Below are 15,785 nucleotides of genomic sequence, written 5' to 3'. Positions count from 1 at the left end.
CCTCTATAACTCACTTTCTTTAATGACACAAGAGGTAAGAACCCGTGGAAAACACTTCGCAAAATACCGAAAGCCTTCAGCAAAATCATGATATCGGGCAAGGCCGTGGTGTTTATATTTCCACCTACGGTTGCCAGATGAATGTGAACGATACGGAGCGCATGTATTCCCTGCTCGAGATGCAAAATTTCACTCCGGTTGAAAAACCAGAAGACGCTTCTCTGATCATCATCAACTCCTGCAGTGTGCGCGAAAAACCGGTTCACAAGGTGTATTCCGAGGTTGGAACATTCCGTAAGATGAAAGAGAAAAATCCAAGTCTTAAGATCGGCGTCGGCGGTTGCGTCGGTCAGCAGGAAAAAGAAAATCTGATCAAGAATCAGCCCATGATTGATTTTGTTTTTGGAACGGATCAGATCGACAATCTTCCAAATCTTGTGGCGCAATCTTTCGAGGGCGAAAAAAGATTGATCAATGCCAAATTCGAACACCGGGCTCCTTATCATATCGAAACCATGGTGCGAAACCCAGGGGTGGCCACGTTCGTGAATATCACGAAGGGGTGTGATAATTTTTGTACGTTCTGTGTTGTGCCGTACACTCGCGGTCGCGAAAAGTCGCGCCCTCTTCAACATATCCTGACTGATATTCGCCACCTTGTAAAAAGAGGCGTGAAAGAAGTGACTTTGTTGGGGCAAAACGTGAACTCTTACAAGGGCGAAGAGGACATTGATTTTGCGGACTTGTTGGCAAAAGTCGCGACCGAAACCGATGTGGAAAGAATTCGTTTCACAACCTCTCATCCGAAAGACTTTAATCAGAAGCTTGCGGATACGATGGCGGCTCATCAAAACAAGGTGATGGAGTATATTCATCTTCCGTTCCAGAGTGGTAACACACGAATTTTAGAGAAAATGAATCGTAATTACACGCGCGAGGAATACTTGGAAAAGATCGCGATGTTGAAAAAAACCATTCCGAATGTGGTTTTCTCAACAGATATCATTGTTGGTTTCCCAGGGGAAACGGAAGAGGAATTTCAAGATACGGTGACGATGGTTCAAGAGGGCGGTTTTGAGACGATCTTCGCATTCAAATACTCTCCGCGTCCATTTACTAAGGCGGCGAAATTTGAAGATCAAGTCGATGAAGAGGTGAAGACCGAGCGTTTGAATCGTCTGTTCGATGCTCATGACAAGATGGCTTTTGATCTTGTGAAGCGCTATGAAGGTCAGACAATGCAGGTTTTGGTTGAAAATGTGGATCGTGAGCATGGAAAGATCCAAGGCCGCAGCACCGGCAACAAACTGGTGCATTTCTTGGGGGCTCCGGACTTGATTGGAAAAACGGTGAACGTGAAGATCACCAAAGCCTTCCCTGCGGTATTTAGAGGAGAATTGATCTAAGCCATGAAAGATCTTCTGGATTTAAATAACGTTAAAGCTCAGATTATTTTTGCTCAGCAGTCGCAAGAAGAAGAGACATTTCATCAGAATGATCTCGTACGACTTTTTCCTTATGGTTTGTCGGTTACCACAGATGCGGCTCGTCCTTTTCTGTTGTTGAAAGATGAAGCCCATCAGTACACTCTGCCCGTGGCGGTGAGCCCGATTGATGCCGGCGTTGCGTTGTCTCAGTCGAATAAAATGACCTTGGAGTCGTCTCCGCATAAGTTTACCGCTTTGTTGCTGCAAAGTTTGGGGATTGAAATAAAGCAGGCCGTATTTGTAGAGATCAAAGGATCTCATCAGTATTTGCGTCTTTACATTAGCGGTCACGCCAATATGAATTCTATGAAGTTGCGCGCGGACGAGGCGATGTCTCTGTGTTTGTATTTAGACGTTCCTCTTTTTGCGACAAAGAATTTTATCGGTCGCTCGAAAGTGATGAGTACTGAGGTTGAGAGCGGCGCGCAAAAGCTGCAAAATTTCGGATTCTTTGACAAAGGGTCTGGATATCTCAACTAGTTTTTGTAAAGATGAGGCATGACACATCTTCCTCATCTTATTACAGATCTAGGTTTCATTCTTATCATCGCAGCTCTTGCAACCTTGCTCTTTAAGAAATTAGGTCAGCCCCTTGTTTTGGGGTATCTCATTGCGGGGCTCTTGGTGAGCCCTCATGTGCCATTTTTTCCAACCGTCACGGATCGCGAGAGTATTCAGGTTTGGTCTGAGATCGGCGTGATCTTTCTCCTTTTCAGCTTAGGTCTTGAGTTTAGTTTTAAAAAGCTTTTTAAGGTGGGCGGCTCGGCCGGCTTTACGGCTATCTTTGAAATCTTATTCATGGTGGGTCTGGGGTATCTGGTCGGGCAGATGCTGGGATGGAATAACATCGACAGCCTTTTCTTCGGAGCCATTCTTTCGATGTCTTCCACGACCATTATTGTTCGTGCCTTCCAAGAGTTGGGAATGAAGGGGCAAAAGTACGTTGAATTTGTGTTCGGCGTTCTGGTTGTTGAGGATATCGCCGCTATTTTCCTTTTGGTGCTGTTGACGGCGATATCAAGTTCAGGTGCTTTTTCGGGACTGGAGTTGGCGTTTTCAGGACTGCGCCTTTTATTTTTCGTCGCACTGTGGTTCGTCGTGGGAATCTTCATGATTCCCATCTTCCTGCGTAAAATTCGCGCCCTGTTAGAGGATGAGACCACTTTGCTGGTTGCTATTGGTCTGTGTTTTTTAATGGTGATCATCGCGGCCCAAGTGGGTTTTTCTCCAGCGCTGGGGGCTTTCGTTATGGGTTCTTTGTTGGCGGAAACTCCTGAAGGGCACAAAATGGAGGAACTTCTACAATCGGTGAAAAACCTTTTTGCGGCGATCTTCTTTGTGTCTGTCGGGATGATGATTGATCCTAAAGTCTTGATCGAGGGTTGGGATCTGGTGTTGCTTGCGACGGTCGTGACGATCATCGGTAAATTTATCAGTACCTTTTTGGGGGCTCTGCTTTCAGGGCAGCCGCGAAAAAAATCTTTTCAAGCCGGTATGAGTTTAGCGCAAATCGGAGAGTTCTCGTTTATCATCGCTTCTTTAGGGGTCACTCTGAAGGTGACCAGTGATTTCCTTTACCCACTGGCAATTGCGGTTTCCGCGGTGACGACCTTTACCACACCGTATTTGATTAAAATCTCTTTGCCCTTTAACAACTGGGTTGAATCCAAGCTTCCTGAGGGAATTAAAAATAATCTGAATCGTTATCATGCCTCTTTTAATCAAGAGGGCAAACAAGGTGTCGGCGCTTTGGTATTTAAAGCCTACGGAATGAAAATCATTTTGAATACAGTCGTGGTGATTGCCATCTTGGGTGCCTTTAAAGGTTTGTTGATTGGTGAAGTGCAGCAGTTTTTGGCAGAGAGGTCCTGGGCCGGAAGTGTTTCATTGATGTTGTGTTTGACTCTGTCTGCGCCTTTCTTGTGGGGAATTGTTATGGGTGGTCCTTCCTTGGGCACTCAGAGAGAATCTGAAGAGCTGAAGAAGCTCAAGGGCTTACAGTTTGGTCTTTTTGTGGGGCGCCTGGTGTTGGGGCTGATTTTGCTTTCGGCCATTCTATCTCAGTTTGTGACCTTGCGATTGGCTTCAGGGGTGACTGTCGCAGTTGTTCTGATAGCGGCGGTTTCGGCGCAGTTCTGGGTGCGAAAGCTTTATCAATTTATTGAAAAAAACTTTTTGAAAAATCTCACAGAGAAGGAAAGAAAAGAACTGGTCAGCGCGGAGGTGGCAAAGAGCTTCCTTCCTTGGGAAGCTTCATTGGGCACTTATGATGTTGGTCCAGAGTCTGCAATCTGTGGGAAGGCGTTGCGAGAGCAATCCTTTAAGGAAAAATACGGAGTCACCGTGGCTGCGGTGTTTCGTGGAGCGAAAAGATATTTTGCTCCCGACGGAGAGTTCGTGGTTTGGCCTTACGATAAGCTGATTTGTTTTGGAAGTGAAGAAGAGCTCATTCGCTTTCATTCTTTTTTGGAAGAAGAAAAGAGTCATGCGGCGACCCTGGTGAACAGTGCTTTTGCAAGGCAGGAAGATTTCAAGCTGACTTCTTATGTTGTTAATGCTGAATCACAGTTTAAGAACAAATCCATTCGTGAAAGTGGCATCCGGGATTTCTTCAAGGGCATGGTTGTTGGCATTGAAAGAGGACCTCAACGCATTTTGGGCCCCACGGGAAGCTTTGAGATTCGTGAAAATGATCTTTTGTGGGTGGTCTCTGACAGAAAACAGCTCTAAATATTTTTGTCTCGAAGGAAGAAAATTGTAAGATTGATGGCTGGGGAAGGAGCTTTTGCATGCCCCGGTTGGGTCTTGTTCTTTCAGGGGGCGGAGCACGAGGCGCCTATCAAGCTGGCGTCGTGGCTGCCATTGCCAATATCGCGTCTCGGGTCAGAGTTCGTGATCCTTTTCAAATCTATACAGGCCTCAGTGCCGGAGCCATCAATGTGGCTCTTTTAACGGGAACCCCGGCAAACTTTGTTGAAAGCGCACAAAGTCTGGTGAATCTTTGGAGTCGTATTCATAGCGATCAGGTTTTTTATGCCGATCTTGTCGCTTTGTCTCGAGGGGGGTTGCAATGGATGACGGAACTGTCATTGGGAGGATACAAAAAGGAACAGGCTTTGCGCTCGATTTTAAGCACACGCCCGCTTCACAGTCTTATCTCCAGCATTTGTAAATTTGAGGAAATCGAAAAAAAGATAAACCAGGGACAGCTTCGCGCACTGAGCGTCTCGGCGTTGGACTATGGAAGTGTTTCGACGGTCACTTTCTTTCAAGGGGCGCCCGATATTCAGACTTGGGAAAGGGGAATGCATCGGAGTGAGAGGGCTCTCTTGAATACGGACCATATTTTAGCCTCCTCGGCGATCCCACTTCTTTTTCCACCGATAAAAATTGGACAACGATATTACGGGGACGGGTGTATTCGAAATCAATCCCCTTGTGGACCGGCTATCTACATGGGGGCGGAAAAGCTCATCGCCATTGGAGTGAGACGCCGTCAGGACACGTTGTATGCGTACCATCAGGGAGTTGAGTCCCGTGTGCCAACGGTTTCAAAGGTGGCGAATGTTTTAATGAATGCCGTCATGATGGATGGGTTGGAGTCAGACATTCATCGTATGGAGCAAATCAATCAAAGCTATTCATTGCTTACCGCAGAGGAAAAGAAAAGAGTTTCCTTTCGAGAAATTGAGAATCTGTGGATCTCTCCCTCGGTGAATTTTGCGGAACTGGCTCATCAAAAAGATGGAGAGCTGCCTCGGATTATCCGTTACCTATTGCGCGGACCTGGGGCGTTGGAAGAGTCTGCAGAAATGCTGAGTTATTTATTATTTACGCCCGCCTATTGTAAGCAGCTTATTGATATTGGATTTTCCGATGGAATGAAAGAAAGGGACAGAATTGAAAATATTCTCTTATCTAGCCAAGAAAATCAATCCACGGAGCGAAAGAACTCATTAACATCGCATTGAATCTTGCATTGCAATACAAAAAGGTACGGCGTACCTTTTTTTGGGGGAGAGTTTTTTATGAGTGATATTTTTGTGCGGGCGCGGGGGATTTCTCCGGTTGTGGCTGAGGATGTTTTTATTGCCGACAATGCGCGTATTATTAGTGATGTGGAGATCGGTGCGGGGTCTTCTGTTTGGTACAATGTGGTGATTCGCGGTGATGTGATGCCCATTCGTATCGGGAAAGAGGTCAATGTTCAAGATGGCTCGGTCATTCATGGGACCTATGGTAAATGGGGAACGACGCTCCATGATCGCGTGACTATTGGGCATTTGGTCATGCTTCATGGTTGTGAAATTGGTCGAGGGACGCTGGTCGGAATGGGCTCTATCGTGATGGATGGGGTCAAGATTGGGGAGCACTGTTTAATTGGAGCGGGCTCTCTGGTGACGGAGGGAACACAGATTCCTCCGCGCAGTCTGGTTGTTGGGCGTCCTGCCAAGGTTAAAAGACCTCTGACGGATGAAGAAGTTGAGGCTTTAGAAAAATCCGCTGATAACTATTTGCTCTATAAAACTTGGTATTAAATAACAGACTTCTATTGAACTCTGCAGGGTTTCATCTGAGAATGAGGAAACCCTGCCAGGAGTGAGTTTATGGAACGCGAAGTCCCTTATGCCTTAACGTTTGATGACATTCTTTTAATTCCTCAATATTCCGAGATTACTCCCACCGAAGTGGTTCCTCGCTCGCTATTTGCCCGAGGAAAATATTTAAATACTCCCATTATCTCTGCAGCCATGGACACGGTGACTGAAAATCGAGTGGCTCGTGTGATGGCGCAAAACGGGGGCCTTGGGATCATTCATAAGAATCTCGACATCGATAAGCAGGCTTTGGAAGTTGAAAAAGTTAAAAAATACGAAGCCGGAATGATTCTCGATCCGATCACTTTAGGCCCTGATCACCTGGTGCAAGAAGCGGTCAATCTGATGGAGAAGTTTTCAATCAGCGGTGTGCCGATCACAGTGGATGGGACTTTGATTGGCATTTTAACGAATCGCGATCTACGTTTTGAAGAAAACTTTGATCAACCTATTCGCAACTTGATGACCAAAGAAAATCTTGTAACTGCGAAGATGGGGACCACTCTTGAAGAAGCAAAAAAGATTTTGCAAAAACATCGCATTGAAAAGCTGCCTGTCGTGGACGACAAGGGGAAACTCAAAGGTCTGATTACGATCAAGGACATTGAGAAGGCGAAAAACTATCCTCAAGCCACCAAAGACGAACATGGTCGTCTGTTTGTTGGGGCGGCTCTTGGAGTGGGAGCGGATTCGCGAGATCGCGCGGAGGCTTTAGTGGTTGCGGGGGTCGATGTGCTGTGTGTGGATACGGCTCATGGGCACTCTAAAAACGTGATAGAGATGGTTAAGTATATCTCGCAGAAACACAAAGATGTAATCGTGGTGGGTGGCAATGTGGTCACAGCCGATGGTACCAATGCGCTTCTTGATGCGGGTGCTGAGGTGATCAAAGTGGGGGTCGGTCCCGGAAGTATTTGCACCACTCGCGTTGTTGCGGGCGTGGGAATGCCGCAGATTTCCGCCATTGTTGAGTGCGCAAAAGCCGCCAAGGCTCGGGGTAAGACTATCGTCGCCGATGGAGGAGTTAAGTATTCCGGCGACATCACCAAAGCTCTGGCTTTGGGTGCTAACTCTGTCATGATTGGAAATCTTCTTGCGGGAGCAGAAGAGTCTCCAGGGGAAACGATTTTATTCCAAGGTCGAACGTATAAAGTTTATCGTGGTATGGGTAGTATTGGAGCCATGTCGAGAGGTTCTAAAGACCGCTATGGTCAAATGGATGTCGAAGAAAACGAAAAACTTGTTCCTGAGGGGATTGAAGGAAAGGTGGCCTACAAAGGGGCCGCCTCTGGAATCATTCATCAGTTGGTCGGCGGTTTAAAATCCGGCATGGGTTATCTGGGCGCGCGCAATATTGATGATCTGCAAGTGAAAGCGAAGTTTGTGCAAATCACCGCCATGGGTCTTCGTGAGTCTCATGTTCACGATGTCAGCATCACCAAAGAAGCTCCAAACTATCGTATGGAGTCTTAAGGTATGCGCGGATTTATTATTTTAGATTTTGGTTCGCAATTCACTCAATTGATTGCCCGTCGTTTGCGAGAGTTGGGTTTTTATTCAGAGATTCATTCTTATCAATATCCTACGGAAGAGATTATTAAAAAAAATCCTTATGGGATTATTTTAAGTGGCGGGCCAAATTCTGTTTATGAAGAGGGATCCCCACAAAGAAACATTCAAGAGCTTCGTAACATAAAACCTTTATTGGGAGTGTGTTATGGGATGCAACTTTTGACTCATCAGTTGGGTGGAAAGGTTGTGAAAGCAGAACATCGTGAGTACGGCTTAAATTATGTAACATGGACTTCGGTCGTAAAGGGTGTTCCGCAAAAACAAAAAGTGTGGATGAGTCATGGGGATGTCGTTGAAAAGGTGCCGGATGGTTTTCAGGTGATTGCGAACTCTGATGGAAATCATCCAGCGGCAATGCAAGGCCCCGGTGTTTTGGCGTTGCAGTTTCATCCTGAGGTGGCACACACGGATCATGGAAATGATTTGTTAAAGTATTATGCCGAAGAAATGTGTGGGGCCGTTGCAGATTGGGATGCGCCACACATTAAGGATATGCTGATTAAAGAAGTTCAGCAAAAAGTGGGATCTTCAGATCACGTTCTGGTGGGTCTTAGTGGTGGTGTTGATTCAACAGTGGTGGCCACTCTTTTGACGAAAGCTTTGGGGGCTGAGCGAGTTCATTGTGTTTTTGTCGACAATGGTCTTCTTCGCAAGAATGAGTTTGAAACGGTCCTAGAGAGCTATCGTAAAATTGGATTGAACGTTCGTGGTGTGGATGCCTCTGAAGAGTTTTTATCGGCACTGGCGGGCAAGTCCGATCCCGAAGAAAAGCGTAAAATTATTGGACGAGTTTTTATTGAAGTCTTTGATAAAAGTTATGACCACAAATTGCCGATCAAGTGGTTGGCGCAAGGGACTTTGTATCCGGATGTGATCGAGAGTGTTTCTTCCGTCGGAGGCAGTGTGACCATTAAATCCCATCATAACGTCGGCGGATTGCCTGAGAAAATGAAGTTAGGCTTGGTTGAGCCTGTGCGAGAACTTTTTAAAGATGAGGTTCGCGCATTAGGGGCAGAGCTGGGACTGCCGCACGAGATGCTGTGGCGTCATCCGTTCCCGGGGCCTGGTCTGGCTATTCGCGTGTTAGGTGAAATCACCAAAGAAAAACTGCGCATCTTGAAAGAGTGCGATGAAGTGTTTATTTCAGAACTTCGTCGCCGAGGATTGTATGAAAAAATCTGGCAGGCCTTTTGTGTGCTGTTGCCGGTAAAAACAGTCGGAGTTCAAGGGGACTCTAGAACCTACGATCATGTTCTGGCTCTTCGCGCGGTGACCTCCAGTGACGGGATGACAGCGGATTGGTATCCGTTTGAGTTCCAGTTCTTGCGCGAGGTTTCAAACCTCATCACTAACAAAGTGAAGGGTGTCAATCGTGTGGTGTATGATATCACCAGTAAGCCGCCGGGGACGATTGAGTGGGAGTAGGTTTTTAAAGTTCCCGAGTCTTCATGTGGCCTTGTTTTCGAAGTAGGGGATTTCTATGATAGAACGAAAACCCTTTCTCGCTGTGACTCCTTGAAAAATAGTTCGAAGACCTTGGATGGTTTTACCTTTTGTTCCAATGAGTTGACCTAAATTTCGCTGGCTGCATTCAACCTGAAACACAGTTGTTCTTTCCCCGCAGGAAAACTGCACTTTGATATCCTCGGGATAACTGACAAGTTCTTTGATGATGTTCTCTAAGAGTTGGCGAATAAACTCTCGATCATTCTCTTGATCAGGTTTTGAGGGTGAATTCCGTTTTGTGATTTTAACAACATCTACTTTTAGTACGTTTTCTTCATTACTCATTCTTCTATTTTCAGAAATTCTAAAGCAAAAGAAAGAATTTAGTGAAGTACTGTACTACAATGTGCTCCCTCTCTTTCGAGAAGGTAGCGTTTTTTTGTGCTTTTTTTATGGGCCCTATTTCATGTTGATGAAATAATATTGGATGACGAGCAGTAGCTGGTGATGGCTAACGGCACTCCTGATGAATATATGCCAGGACGCCATTGATCATCGCCTCATTAGCCAAATGAGTGATTTGGTTGGGTGAGGGGTTTATGACAGGATGGATGTTTTGTGAGTTGAGGAAGAAGCGAGTAATTGGGATATCTGGACGATGTGTTTTCATTTTCGTCGCAAATCTTAAAGCTTGATCTATCGGCACTAAGTTGTCCTGAACTTGGTGGGCTAGCAATATCTTCTTAGCTTTAACTGTAGCAAACTGATGTGTCGGTGAGTATTTTATCAAGTCGGCGCTATTATTCCCAAAAACCGATTGTATTAAGTATTGAGATACCGGATAGCTCGAGTTTCTCTCTCCTGAGATGAGATCGGTCGGGCCGGCGCCACTAATGACACAGTGAAACTGATTGAGGTTGTCCTCTCTGGATGCTTGGACTAAGGCTAAATGTCCTCCCGCAGAACTGCCTCCGATTGAAATATTATTTGGGTCCCCATTGAATTGACCGATCGCTGATTTGACGTATTTCACAAGATCATTGATGTCGTCAGGTCCAGCTAAATATATTTTCGCTGGTAGTGTAACTTGAGGGTATGTCGCAGATGTTGAGGGGCTCAAATTATAATTTGCGTTAATAACAAAGAAGCCTAGGTTTGCTATTTTTATCGCCGTCGCTTCTTCATCCTTCTTATCTCCGCCGCTCCACGCGCCACCATGTAGCCAAATTATCACGGGAATATTTTTTATCGAGGCATAGTTTGGCGGATAAAAAAGGTCGAATTTTATATTTCCACCTTGTCCCTTATATTCAAGATCTGATGCCTTCAAGTAGGAGTTCTCTGGTAGATTGTTCCCAACAATAACCGATGTTGAAGCGGGGATATCAGGAAGTGGTTCTCCTTTGGTTGAGATCGCGCTTCCTGACTTAATGGATAGACTGAGAGGTCCGTTGCCTGAGCACCCCGTAAGGGTGATTGTTCTGGCGCTAAGTCCATCTCCTGAAATGAATTTCTGACAACCAACAGCGCCAGCACCAAGCAGTGTAACTTGCGAGCTGTGAAGGGTGATCTGCGATACACCAGTGTATTGAATTGGAAATTTAAACTCAGTCGAAGAGCTTCCGTAATGAATATTTGGGATGCCAATGTAGCCATTGGATTCAAGGATTGGGCAACTGAGAGCACCTTGGTGCCAACAGTGATCAAAAAAACTCGCGTAAGAATTAACGAGCTCATGAGTCGGTACGCATGAATTAGATAAAGAGGTGTAGGATTCGCCACATATGTTGGGAGATGTAATTTCATCTACAGTCACCGACGGCGCCGAAGTGTCGATCGTCGAGTCTAAATAAGAACCAGTTGCAACATCATCCTCCAGTGAGGATTGTGATATGTTGTCAGTCGTTTGGATGGATTCAAATCCACCAGAGCTACAGTTTTGAAATGGCAAAAGGATAAGTATGAGTAGAAGAAACCTTGGAGTTTGGTTGAGATTCCGTTTGTTTCTAAACATCTACGATCCCTCTTTCAACAGTTGAGTTAATACTTATCGACACTATTTAATTCCCTATTGAATCGATAATTCATTTCAAAATAATTTTAAGAACAGTTGAAAAACTACTGCTCCCACTTGGCAATCTGGGAGCGGAAATATTCTGATCTAATGAGTTCCATCCCGAGCGTAGATGTTTTTCTGTTGCGGATTGTGGCACTGCAAAGAAATGATGTAAGAGATGGAAATATTTAGATAATTGGGAGTATTGAATATGAGGAATGATCAAGTTAAGGAGATCCTTAGATCTATAATTTGGAAGCGCAAAAGAGACAATCCAAGAATGTCGCTTCGGCAGCTGGCTGCGAGAATGGGAATCGCATCCGGTAGGCTCTCAGAACTGCTCAGTGGAAAAAGAACTTTGACGAAATACTATTTCGAAAAAATTGCGAAATCCTTGGTGTTGGAAAAAAATGAAGAAGATCAACTTCGAATGGCCGTCGCCGGATCATCAAGTGTAAGTGATTTATATGGTGGGACAGACCAATTTGACAATCCAACCATTGAATTTATGGGCGATTATGAGGGGGTCACTTCATCTTTCGATGGAAAAATAAAATCAAGATTGCGCAAGATTCTTTCGAAGTTTGAAAGAGATCTGAATCGCACCCTTCGGGACGAGGAAAATAAAGAAAGATATTGTGTATCCGTAAGTATTCTCCCAATTCGTAACAGATAGCTATTTTAAATTATTCTTTGAAATCGAAGAATAATTTAACATTAATAAAAGAAGCCTTTTTTAGGTTTCCAAGTTCGTCAAATTCTAAGCTGTTATTTCTGTTATATAGAATACAGTCTGGCGCGTAAGTGCTGGGCTCAGAAAAAACAAGCTGCTTTATACGGCCGGTGGGGTAGAACTCAACCCAATCTGTGAACCCTAGTTTTGGAATTGGGTTAGGGCAACTTCTGCTGAAGACTTCATTGCTGGATATTTTAATTGTAAATGTGGGCGCCAGAATCGCTTTTCGTATACCACGGGAATTGGGAAATCTAAGAATCGGCGTGTTTGCGAAGTCGCCAAAGCGTTTCTTGTAAGTAAGAATTATGGGTACGCCATTATAATCCGCATTTTTGAAGTTGGCTTCAGTGAGCTTTCCAAGCCACTGATCTTGATTCATCGTCTCGATATTGGAAAATAGCCAGCTATTGAGGTAGCGAGAGGCCATTGAATTGAGATGATTATTTTCAGGCAGTCGAGATTCGCGGAATAGAAGTTCGTGTATTAAAAGGAATGCTCGATCTAATGGAGAAGAATCATCCCATAACGATTTGTCAAAGATAAAGCGAATTTGTGTTTGATCTGAGTTTGCTATAAACACGGCGGCTTGTCTTAGTTCACAACCAAGGGGAAGAATAACTACATTCCCATCGTTAACTGGCTGAATGTATAGACCCTCGACGAATTCTCGATGTGAAAGAAGTTCGTAGAACCAACGTCTGAAAAGTTGGGCTCTTGTTGGATTAATCTGCTCTAACTTTTGTAACACGTTAAGGACGATTTCATTTTCATCCTCATAGAAGTGCAGACGCGGATCAGGTTTTAATTGGTAGAGTTTCTCTCCTTCAATTCGATCAAGGCTATATACACCTTTTCCAAGGGAGCTCTGTGGTTGGCAAAGAATCTGAAATCCTCCGTTGCCACGCTCATATCCGGAAGGAGATGGGGATGCATATGCACTCATTGTAGAAAGAAAGATAAGAGTAAGGAGAGACTTCATTTAGTCACCTTTTTCAAAGATGGGGAAGAATTGAATCGAAATTTGATAGACTTCCTTTTTGGATCCTTTTTCTAGAGTCTCGGCGAACTCTCGGCGGAAGTTACGAATCATCTTTTTTGCCTTGGTCATGTCTTTTGGGTCAATTGCAATAGTTATGCTGCTAAAGTCCCTGCGAGATAAATTGACGGATGGAAGTCGCTTTTTTGCAAGATCGAGATCTCGAACATGAGAGTTTTGGATGAATTCATTGGGAATATCATATCCTGTCGTGGCATTTTCATAAGTTGGGAGCCAACGATCCGAAACCCAGTGGATCAAATTATGCGCTAGCAGCAAAGATATAAGTGATGAAATTTCATTAGATGAGAAGTTCATTTTCTTTGCCAAGTGTTCCACTTGTAAAGCTTTTGTAGGGTGGTCTTTGGCTATGGATAAATAAGCGGTAGTCTGTAGGAAGCTCATAAAAGCATATGGCTTCCAATCCGTAAGACCTTCAATTTGATTGTCCGTAAGAAAGCTTCCATAGCTATTCTTTTTTATCTTCTGATTGCTGCTGCCGTTGTTTTTTCTTAGAAGTGCTACGGTTTGTGGAGGAAGTTTTAGGGCGGAGCAAATCTTATCCAGGTAGTAGTCAGAGAGAGACCTTTTTCCGTTGAGAATTTCCGATAGGCGCCCAGATGGAATATCCATTTTTGCAGCGATCGAGCGCAAAGAAAGACGCGGGTTGAGCTGCTTCTTTTCAGAAATTATTTTCTTTAGAATTTCGTGACTCATGGGTGCTTTGTATAGCGGCTCCATGTGGAAATGTCATTTGTCAGTGTGATTATTGCTTCATTTGCGCTCCCAATTGATCAAAGTGGGAGCATGGAAAAAATTCTCGAGATATCTGTCGCGCCCTCAACGTTTGGGTTAAAAGCGAATCTGCGCCATGATGGCGCAGATTCTTGATTCAGTCTTGTGAGTCATCAAAAATAGATTCTTATTTATACCAATCGGGATTTGCATCAATATATGATTTAATTTGCGCATCCGTATACCCAGCCTCTTTGGCTTGATTGATAAGCGAGGCTCCTCTTGCTGCGGCCGCAGGGTCGGCGGCGATAGCGCTTTTAACGGCGTCTTCACCGAAGATCTGTGCGGCAGTGCCGACTCCGGCGGCGACCTGAGCTGATGTTCCCGCGTTGCTCTTAATATTGTCGATGACCGCCTCTTTTCCAACAACGGAAGTTACGATGGAAGTTCCATAGGCCACATTGAGGGCGCCGGCCGTGTTTGATTTTATTGCATCAGTGACTGCGGCGCTGCCTGCGGCACTATTCCAGGTAGCGGTTCCATCAGCAACAGCGTAGGTTGCTGATGTATGTTGCTGTACGTTTTTGCCGACCGCATCAGAGCCGACAATGCCAGCCCATTGATCTGTCGCTTTAGCGATGCTGATCGCAAGGTCGTTGTTTCCTGTTGCAGCTAAGGTCGTGGTTATGTAGCTAATAACGGTCGAAACATTTCCTTGAACGTTTTTAGCCCAAATACCGGTGCCGTTAGCAATTTTCACTGCTTCAGCAGGGTTCGCATTGATGTATTCAACAACTGCTTTTAGGGCGACGGGATCTTTACCCGCGCTAGGGTTGAGGGCGGCATTAACGGCTGCTGCCGGCATGTTCTTCGCCATCTCCGTTGCATTAGCAAAGCCGAGAGCATCGACCCAAGCACCAATTCCAAGAGCCGAATTCAGAGTTAAATCGGGACTTTTTGTTAATGCAGATCTTAAGATCGTCTGCGTGTTTGAAGAGGTTTCAGAACCCGCATCAAACATGGTCTTTAGAGTGTTAAGACCTTCGCTGGTTGTCAGCATCGTTCTGCCGGAAGGATCCAAGGTAACGGCTTCGACAACCCATTGGTCGATTGTATCTGGTTTTTGGGTTTGTCCGCCATATCCATGAACTCCGGTTTGAACCAAGCCGGCTTGATTTACGGATGCCAGGAAATTTAACTTTCCAAGAGTGCTCATTGAGTCCACATAAGACTTCGCGATGCTTGTCCATGCGGCGGTTCCGGCCATCCACTCATCCGCTTGCCCATAGGGATTTGGGCTGCCGTTGCGAAGAAAGAAGTCGTAGACGGCACACTGTTCAATTGAAGTACAGACTCTGGGTGCGGAAGCTGGAGTGCTTGCCACGGGGGGAGGGTATGCTGTTGGCTGTGCGGCAGCTGTTTCTGAGGGTGTTGATGGTGTTGAGGGGTTTGAAGACCCTGATGTCCCTGAGGCTGGAGGTTGCACCACTGCCTGTGTTGGGGGAGTGAGGGTGTTTTGTGGAACGGAGTTGAATACAAGCTTGCCCAGTGAGCACTTGATGACACGGCCCTCAGATGTTGTCATTAGGCTCAGGGTTCCGACGGGACTTTCTTTAAAATGAGAGATCTGTTTTCCATTTTGTCGACTATAGGATGATTTAAGGGTTCCCAGATAGATCTTCATTCCCAGGGGATTTGTCTCGCTGACAATAAGATCATTGACTGAAATACTTTGAATATCGATATCGAGAGTCTTGTTTTTCTGACCGGCCTTGAAGATGCCCAAACCTGGGACATTAAAATTTAAAGGTACTTCTGCATTTGATTTGATGGTTGTCGGCTGTAAGGACTGAGTACAAATGTGTTCATAGGCCAGATACACTTGGAGGCTTTGATTGGCCGAATTTGAAATAGATTTCGAGGCAATGCTTCTTGAGTTTTGATGAAGGGAACTCATGGTCTGTGCGGCTACCATCGCCATGATGGCCGTAACACCAACTCCCATTAATGCTTGAATCAAAGAAAATCCCGCCGAGTTTTTAATTGGCTGAGATAAGGTCAAGAGCACTTTTTCTGTCTGCATATATAACCTGCCTTCAAATTAACGAGACCGTTGGTT

At 45.2% G+C, this 15,785-nt stretch carries 13 protein-coding genes; 8 read left to right on the top strand and 5 right to left on the bottom strand.

The features are described 5' to 3' along the window. The first annotated feature begins 44 nt into the window (after positions 1–44). From miaB to guaA, 7 genes are all read left to right on the top strand, one after another. The gene (gene miaB / locus ACM64D_RS13240; RefSeq protein ID WP_415063701.1) at positions 45–1,406 is read left to right on the top strand and encodes a tRNA (N6-isopentenyl adenosine(37)-C2)-methylthiotransferase MiaB; all 1,362 of its coding nucleotides are present in this window, start codon (positions 45–47) and stop codon (positions 1,404–1,406) included. A gap of 3 nt (positions 1,407–1,409) precedes the next feature. Further along, a complete protein-coding gene (locus tag ACM64D_RS13235) occupies positions 1,410–1,967 on the top strand; it encodes a bifunctional nuclease family protein (RefSeq protein WP_415063700.1) in 558 nt (185 codons plus the stop codon). Positions 1,968–1,985: 18 nt separating this feature from the next. After that, complete coding sequence (locus tag ACM64D_RS13230) at positions 1,986–4,217, top strand: cation:proton antiporter (protein WP_415063699.1); 2,232 nt, start codon at positions 1,986–1,988, stop codon at positions 4,215–4,217. Positions 4,218–4,276: 59 nt separating this feature from the next. Continuing rightward, a complete protein-coding gene (locus ACM64D_RS13225; protein ID WP_415063698.1) occupies positions 4,277–5,458 on the top strand; it encodes a patatin-like phospholipase family protein in 1,182 nt (393 codons plus the stop codon). 57 nt (positions 5,459–5,515) lie between these two features. Continuing rightward, entirely contained in the window at positions 5,516–6,025 is a 510-nt protein-coding gene (locus ACM64D_RS13220; RefSeq protein WP_415063697.1) for a gamma carbonic anhydrase family protein, read from the top strand. A gap of 69 nt (positions 6,026–6,094) precedes the next feature. Continuing rightward, positions 6,095–7,558, top strand: a complete 1,464-nt coding sequence (gene guaB, locus ACM64D_RS13215) for an IMP dehydrogenase (RefSeq protein ID WP_415063696.1) — start codon at positions 6,095–6,097, stop codon at positions 7,556–7,558. Positions 7,559–7,561: 3 nt separating this feature from the next. Beyond that, positions 7,562–9,082, top strand: coding sequence for a glutamine-hydrolyzing GMP synthase (gene guaA, locus ACM64D_RS13210; protein ID WP_415063695.1), 1,521 nt, complete (start codon positions 7,562–7,564; stop codon positions 9,080–9,082). 21 nt (positions 9,083–9,103) lie between these two features. On the opposite strand, the gene ACM64D_RS13205 is transcribed toward guaA, so the two are convergent. Further along, positions 9,104–9,448: a KH domain-containing protein gene (locus ACM64D_RS13205; protein ID WP_415063694.1), complete on the bottom strand. Its 345-nt coding sequence runs from the start codon at positions 9,446–9,448 to the stop codon at positions 9,104–9,106. A 166-nt stretch (positions 9,449–9,614) separates the two neighbouring features. Further along, complete coding sequence (locus ACM64D_RS13200) at positions 9,615–11,117, bottom strand: prolyl oligopeptidase family serine peptidase (protein WP_415063693.1); 1,503 nt, start codon at positions 11,115–11,117, stop codon at positions 9,615–9,617. 253 nt (positions 11,118–11,370) lie between these two features. On the opposite strand from ACM64D_RS13200, the gene ACM64D_RS13195 reads away from it, so the two are divergent. Beyond that, a complete protein-coding gene (locus tag ACM64D_RS13195) occupies positions 11,371–11,835 on the top strand; it encodes a helix-turn-helix domain-containing protein (protein WP_415063692.1) in 465 nt (154 codons plus the stop codon). Between the two features lie 10 nt (positions 11,836–11,845). On the opposite strand, the gene ACM64D_RS13190 is transcribed toward ACM64D_RS13195, so the two are convergent. The 3 genes from ACM64D_RS13190 to ACM64D_RS13180 all read right to left on the bottom strand — a co-directional run bounded on the left by ACM64D_RS13190 (position 11,846) and on the right by ACM64D_RS13180 (position 15,749). Beyond that, positions 11,846–12,874, bottom strand: a complete 1,029-nt coding sequence (locus ACM64D_RS13190) for a hypothetical protein (RefSeq protein WP_415063691.1) — start codon at positions 12,872–12,874, stop codon at positions 11,846–11,848. Then, positions 12,875–13,648: a TIGR02147 family protein gene (locus ACM64D_RS13185; RefSeq protein ID WP_415063690.1), complete on the bottom strand. Its 774-nt coding sequence runs from the start codon at positions 13,646–13,648 to the stop codon at positions 12,875–12,877. A 205-nt stretch (positions 13,649–13,853) separates the two neighbouring features. Continuing rightward, positions 13,854–15,749 carry a hypothetical protein gene (locus tag ACM64D_RS13180; protein ID WP_415063689.1) on the bottom strand — a complete coding sequence of 632 codons (1,896 nt, stop codon included), beginning with the start codon at positions 15,747–15,749 and terminating at the stop codon, positions 13,854–13,856. Positions 15,750–15,785: the final 36 nt, after the last annotated feature.

Source organism: Bdellovibrio sp. (assembly GCF_047637665.1).
GTDB lineage: Bacteria > Bdellovibrionota > Bdellovibrionia > Bdellovibrionales > Bdellovibrionaceae > Bdellovibrio.
This window is presented reverse-complemented; position numbering and strand designations above follow the sequence as displayed.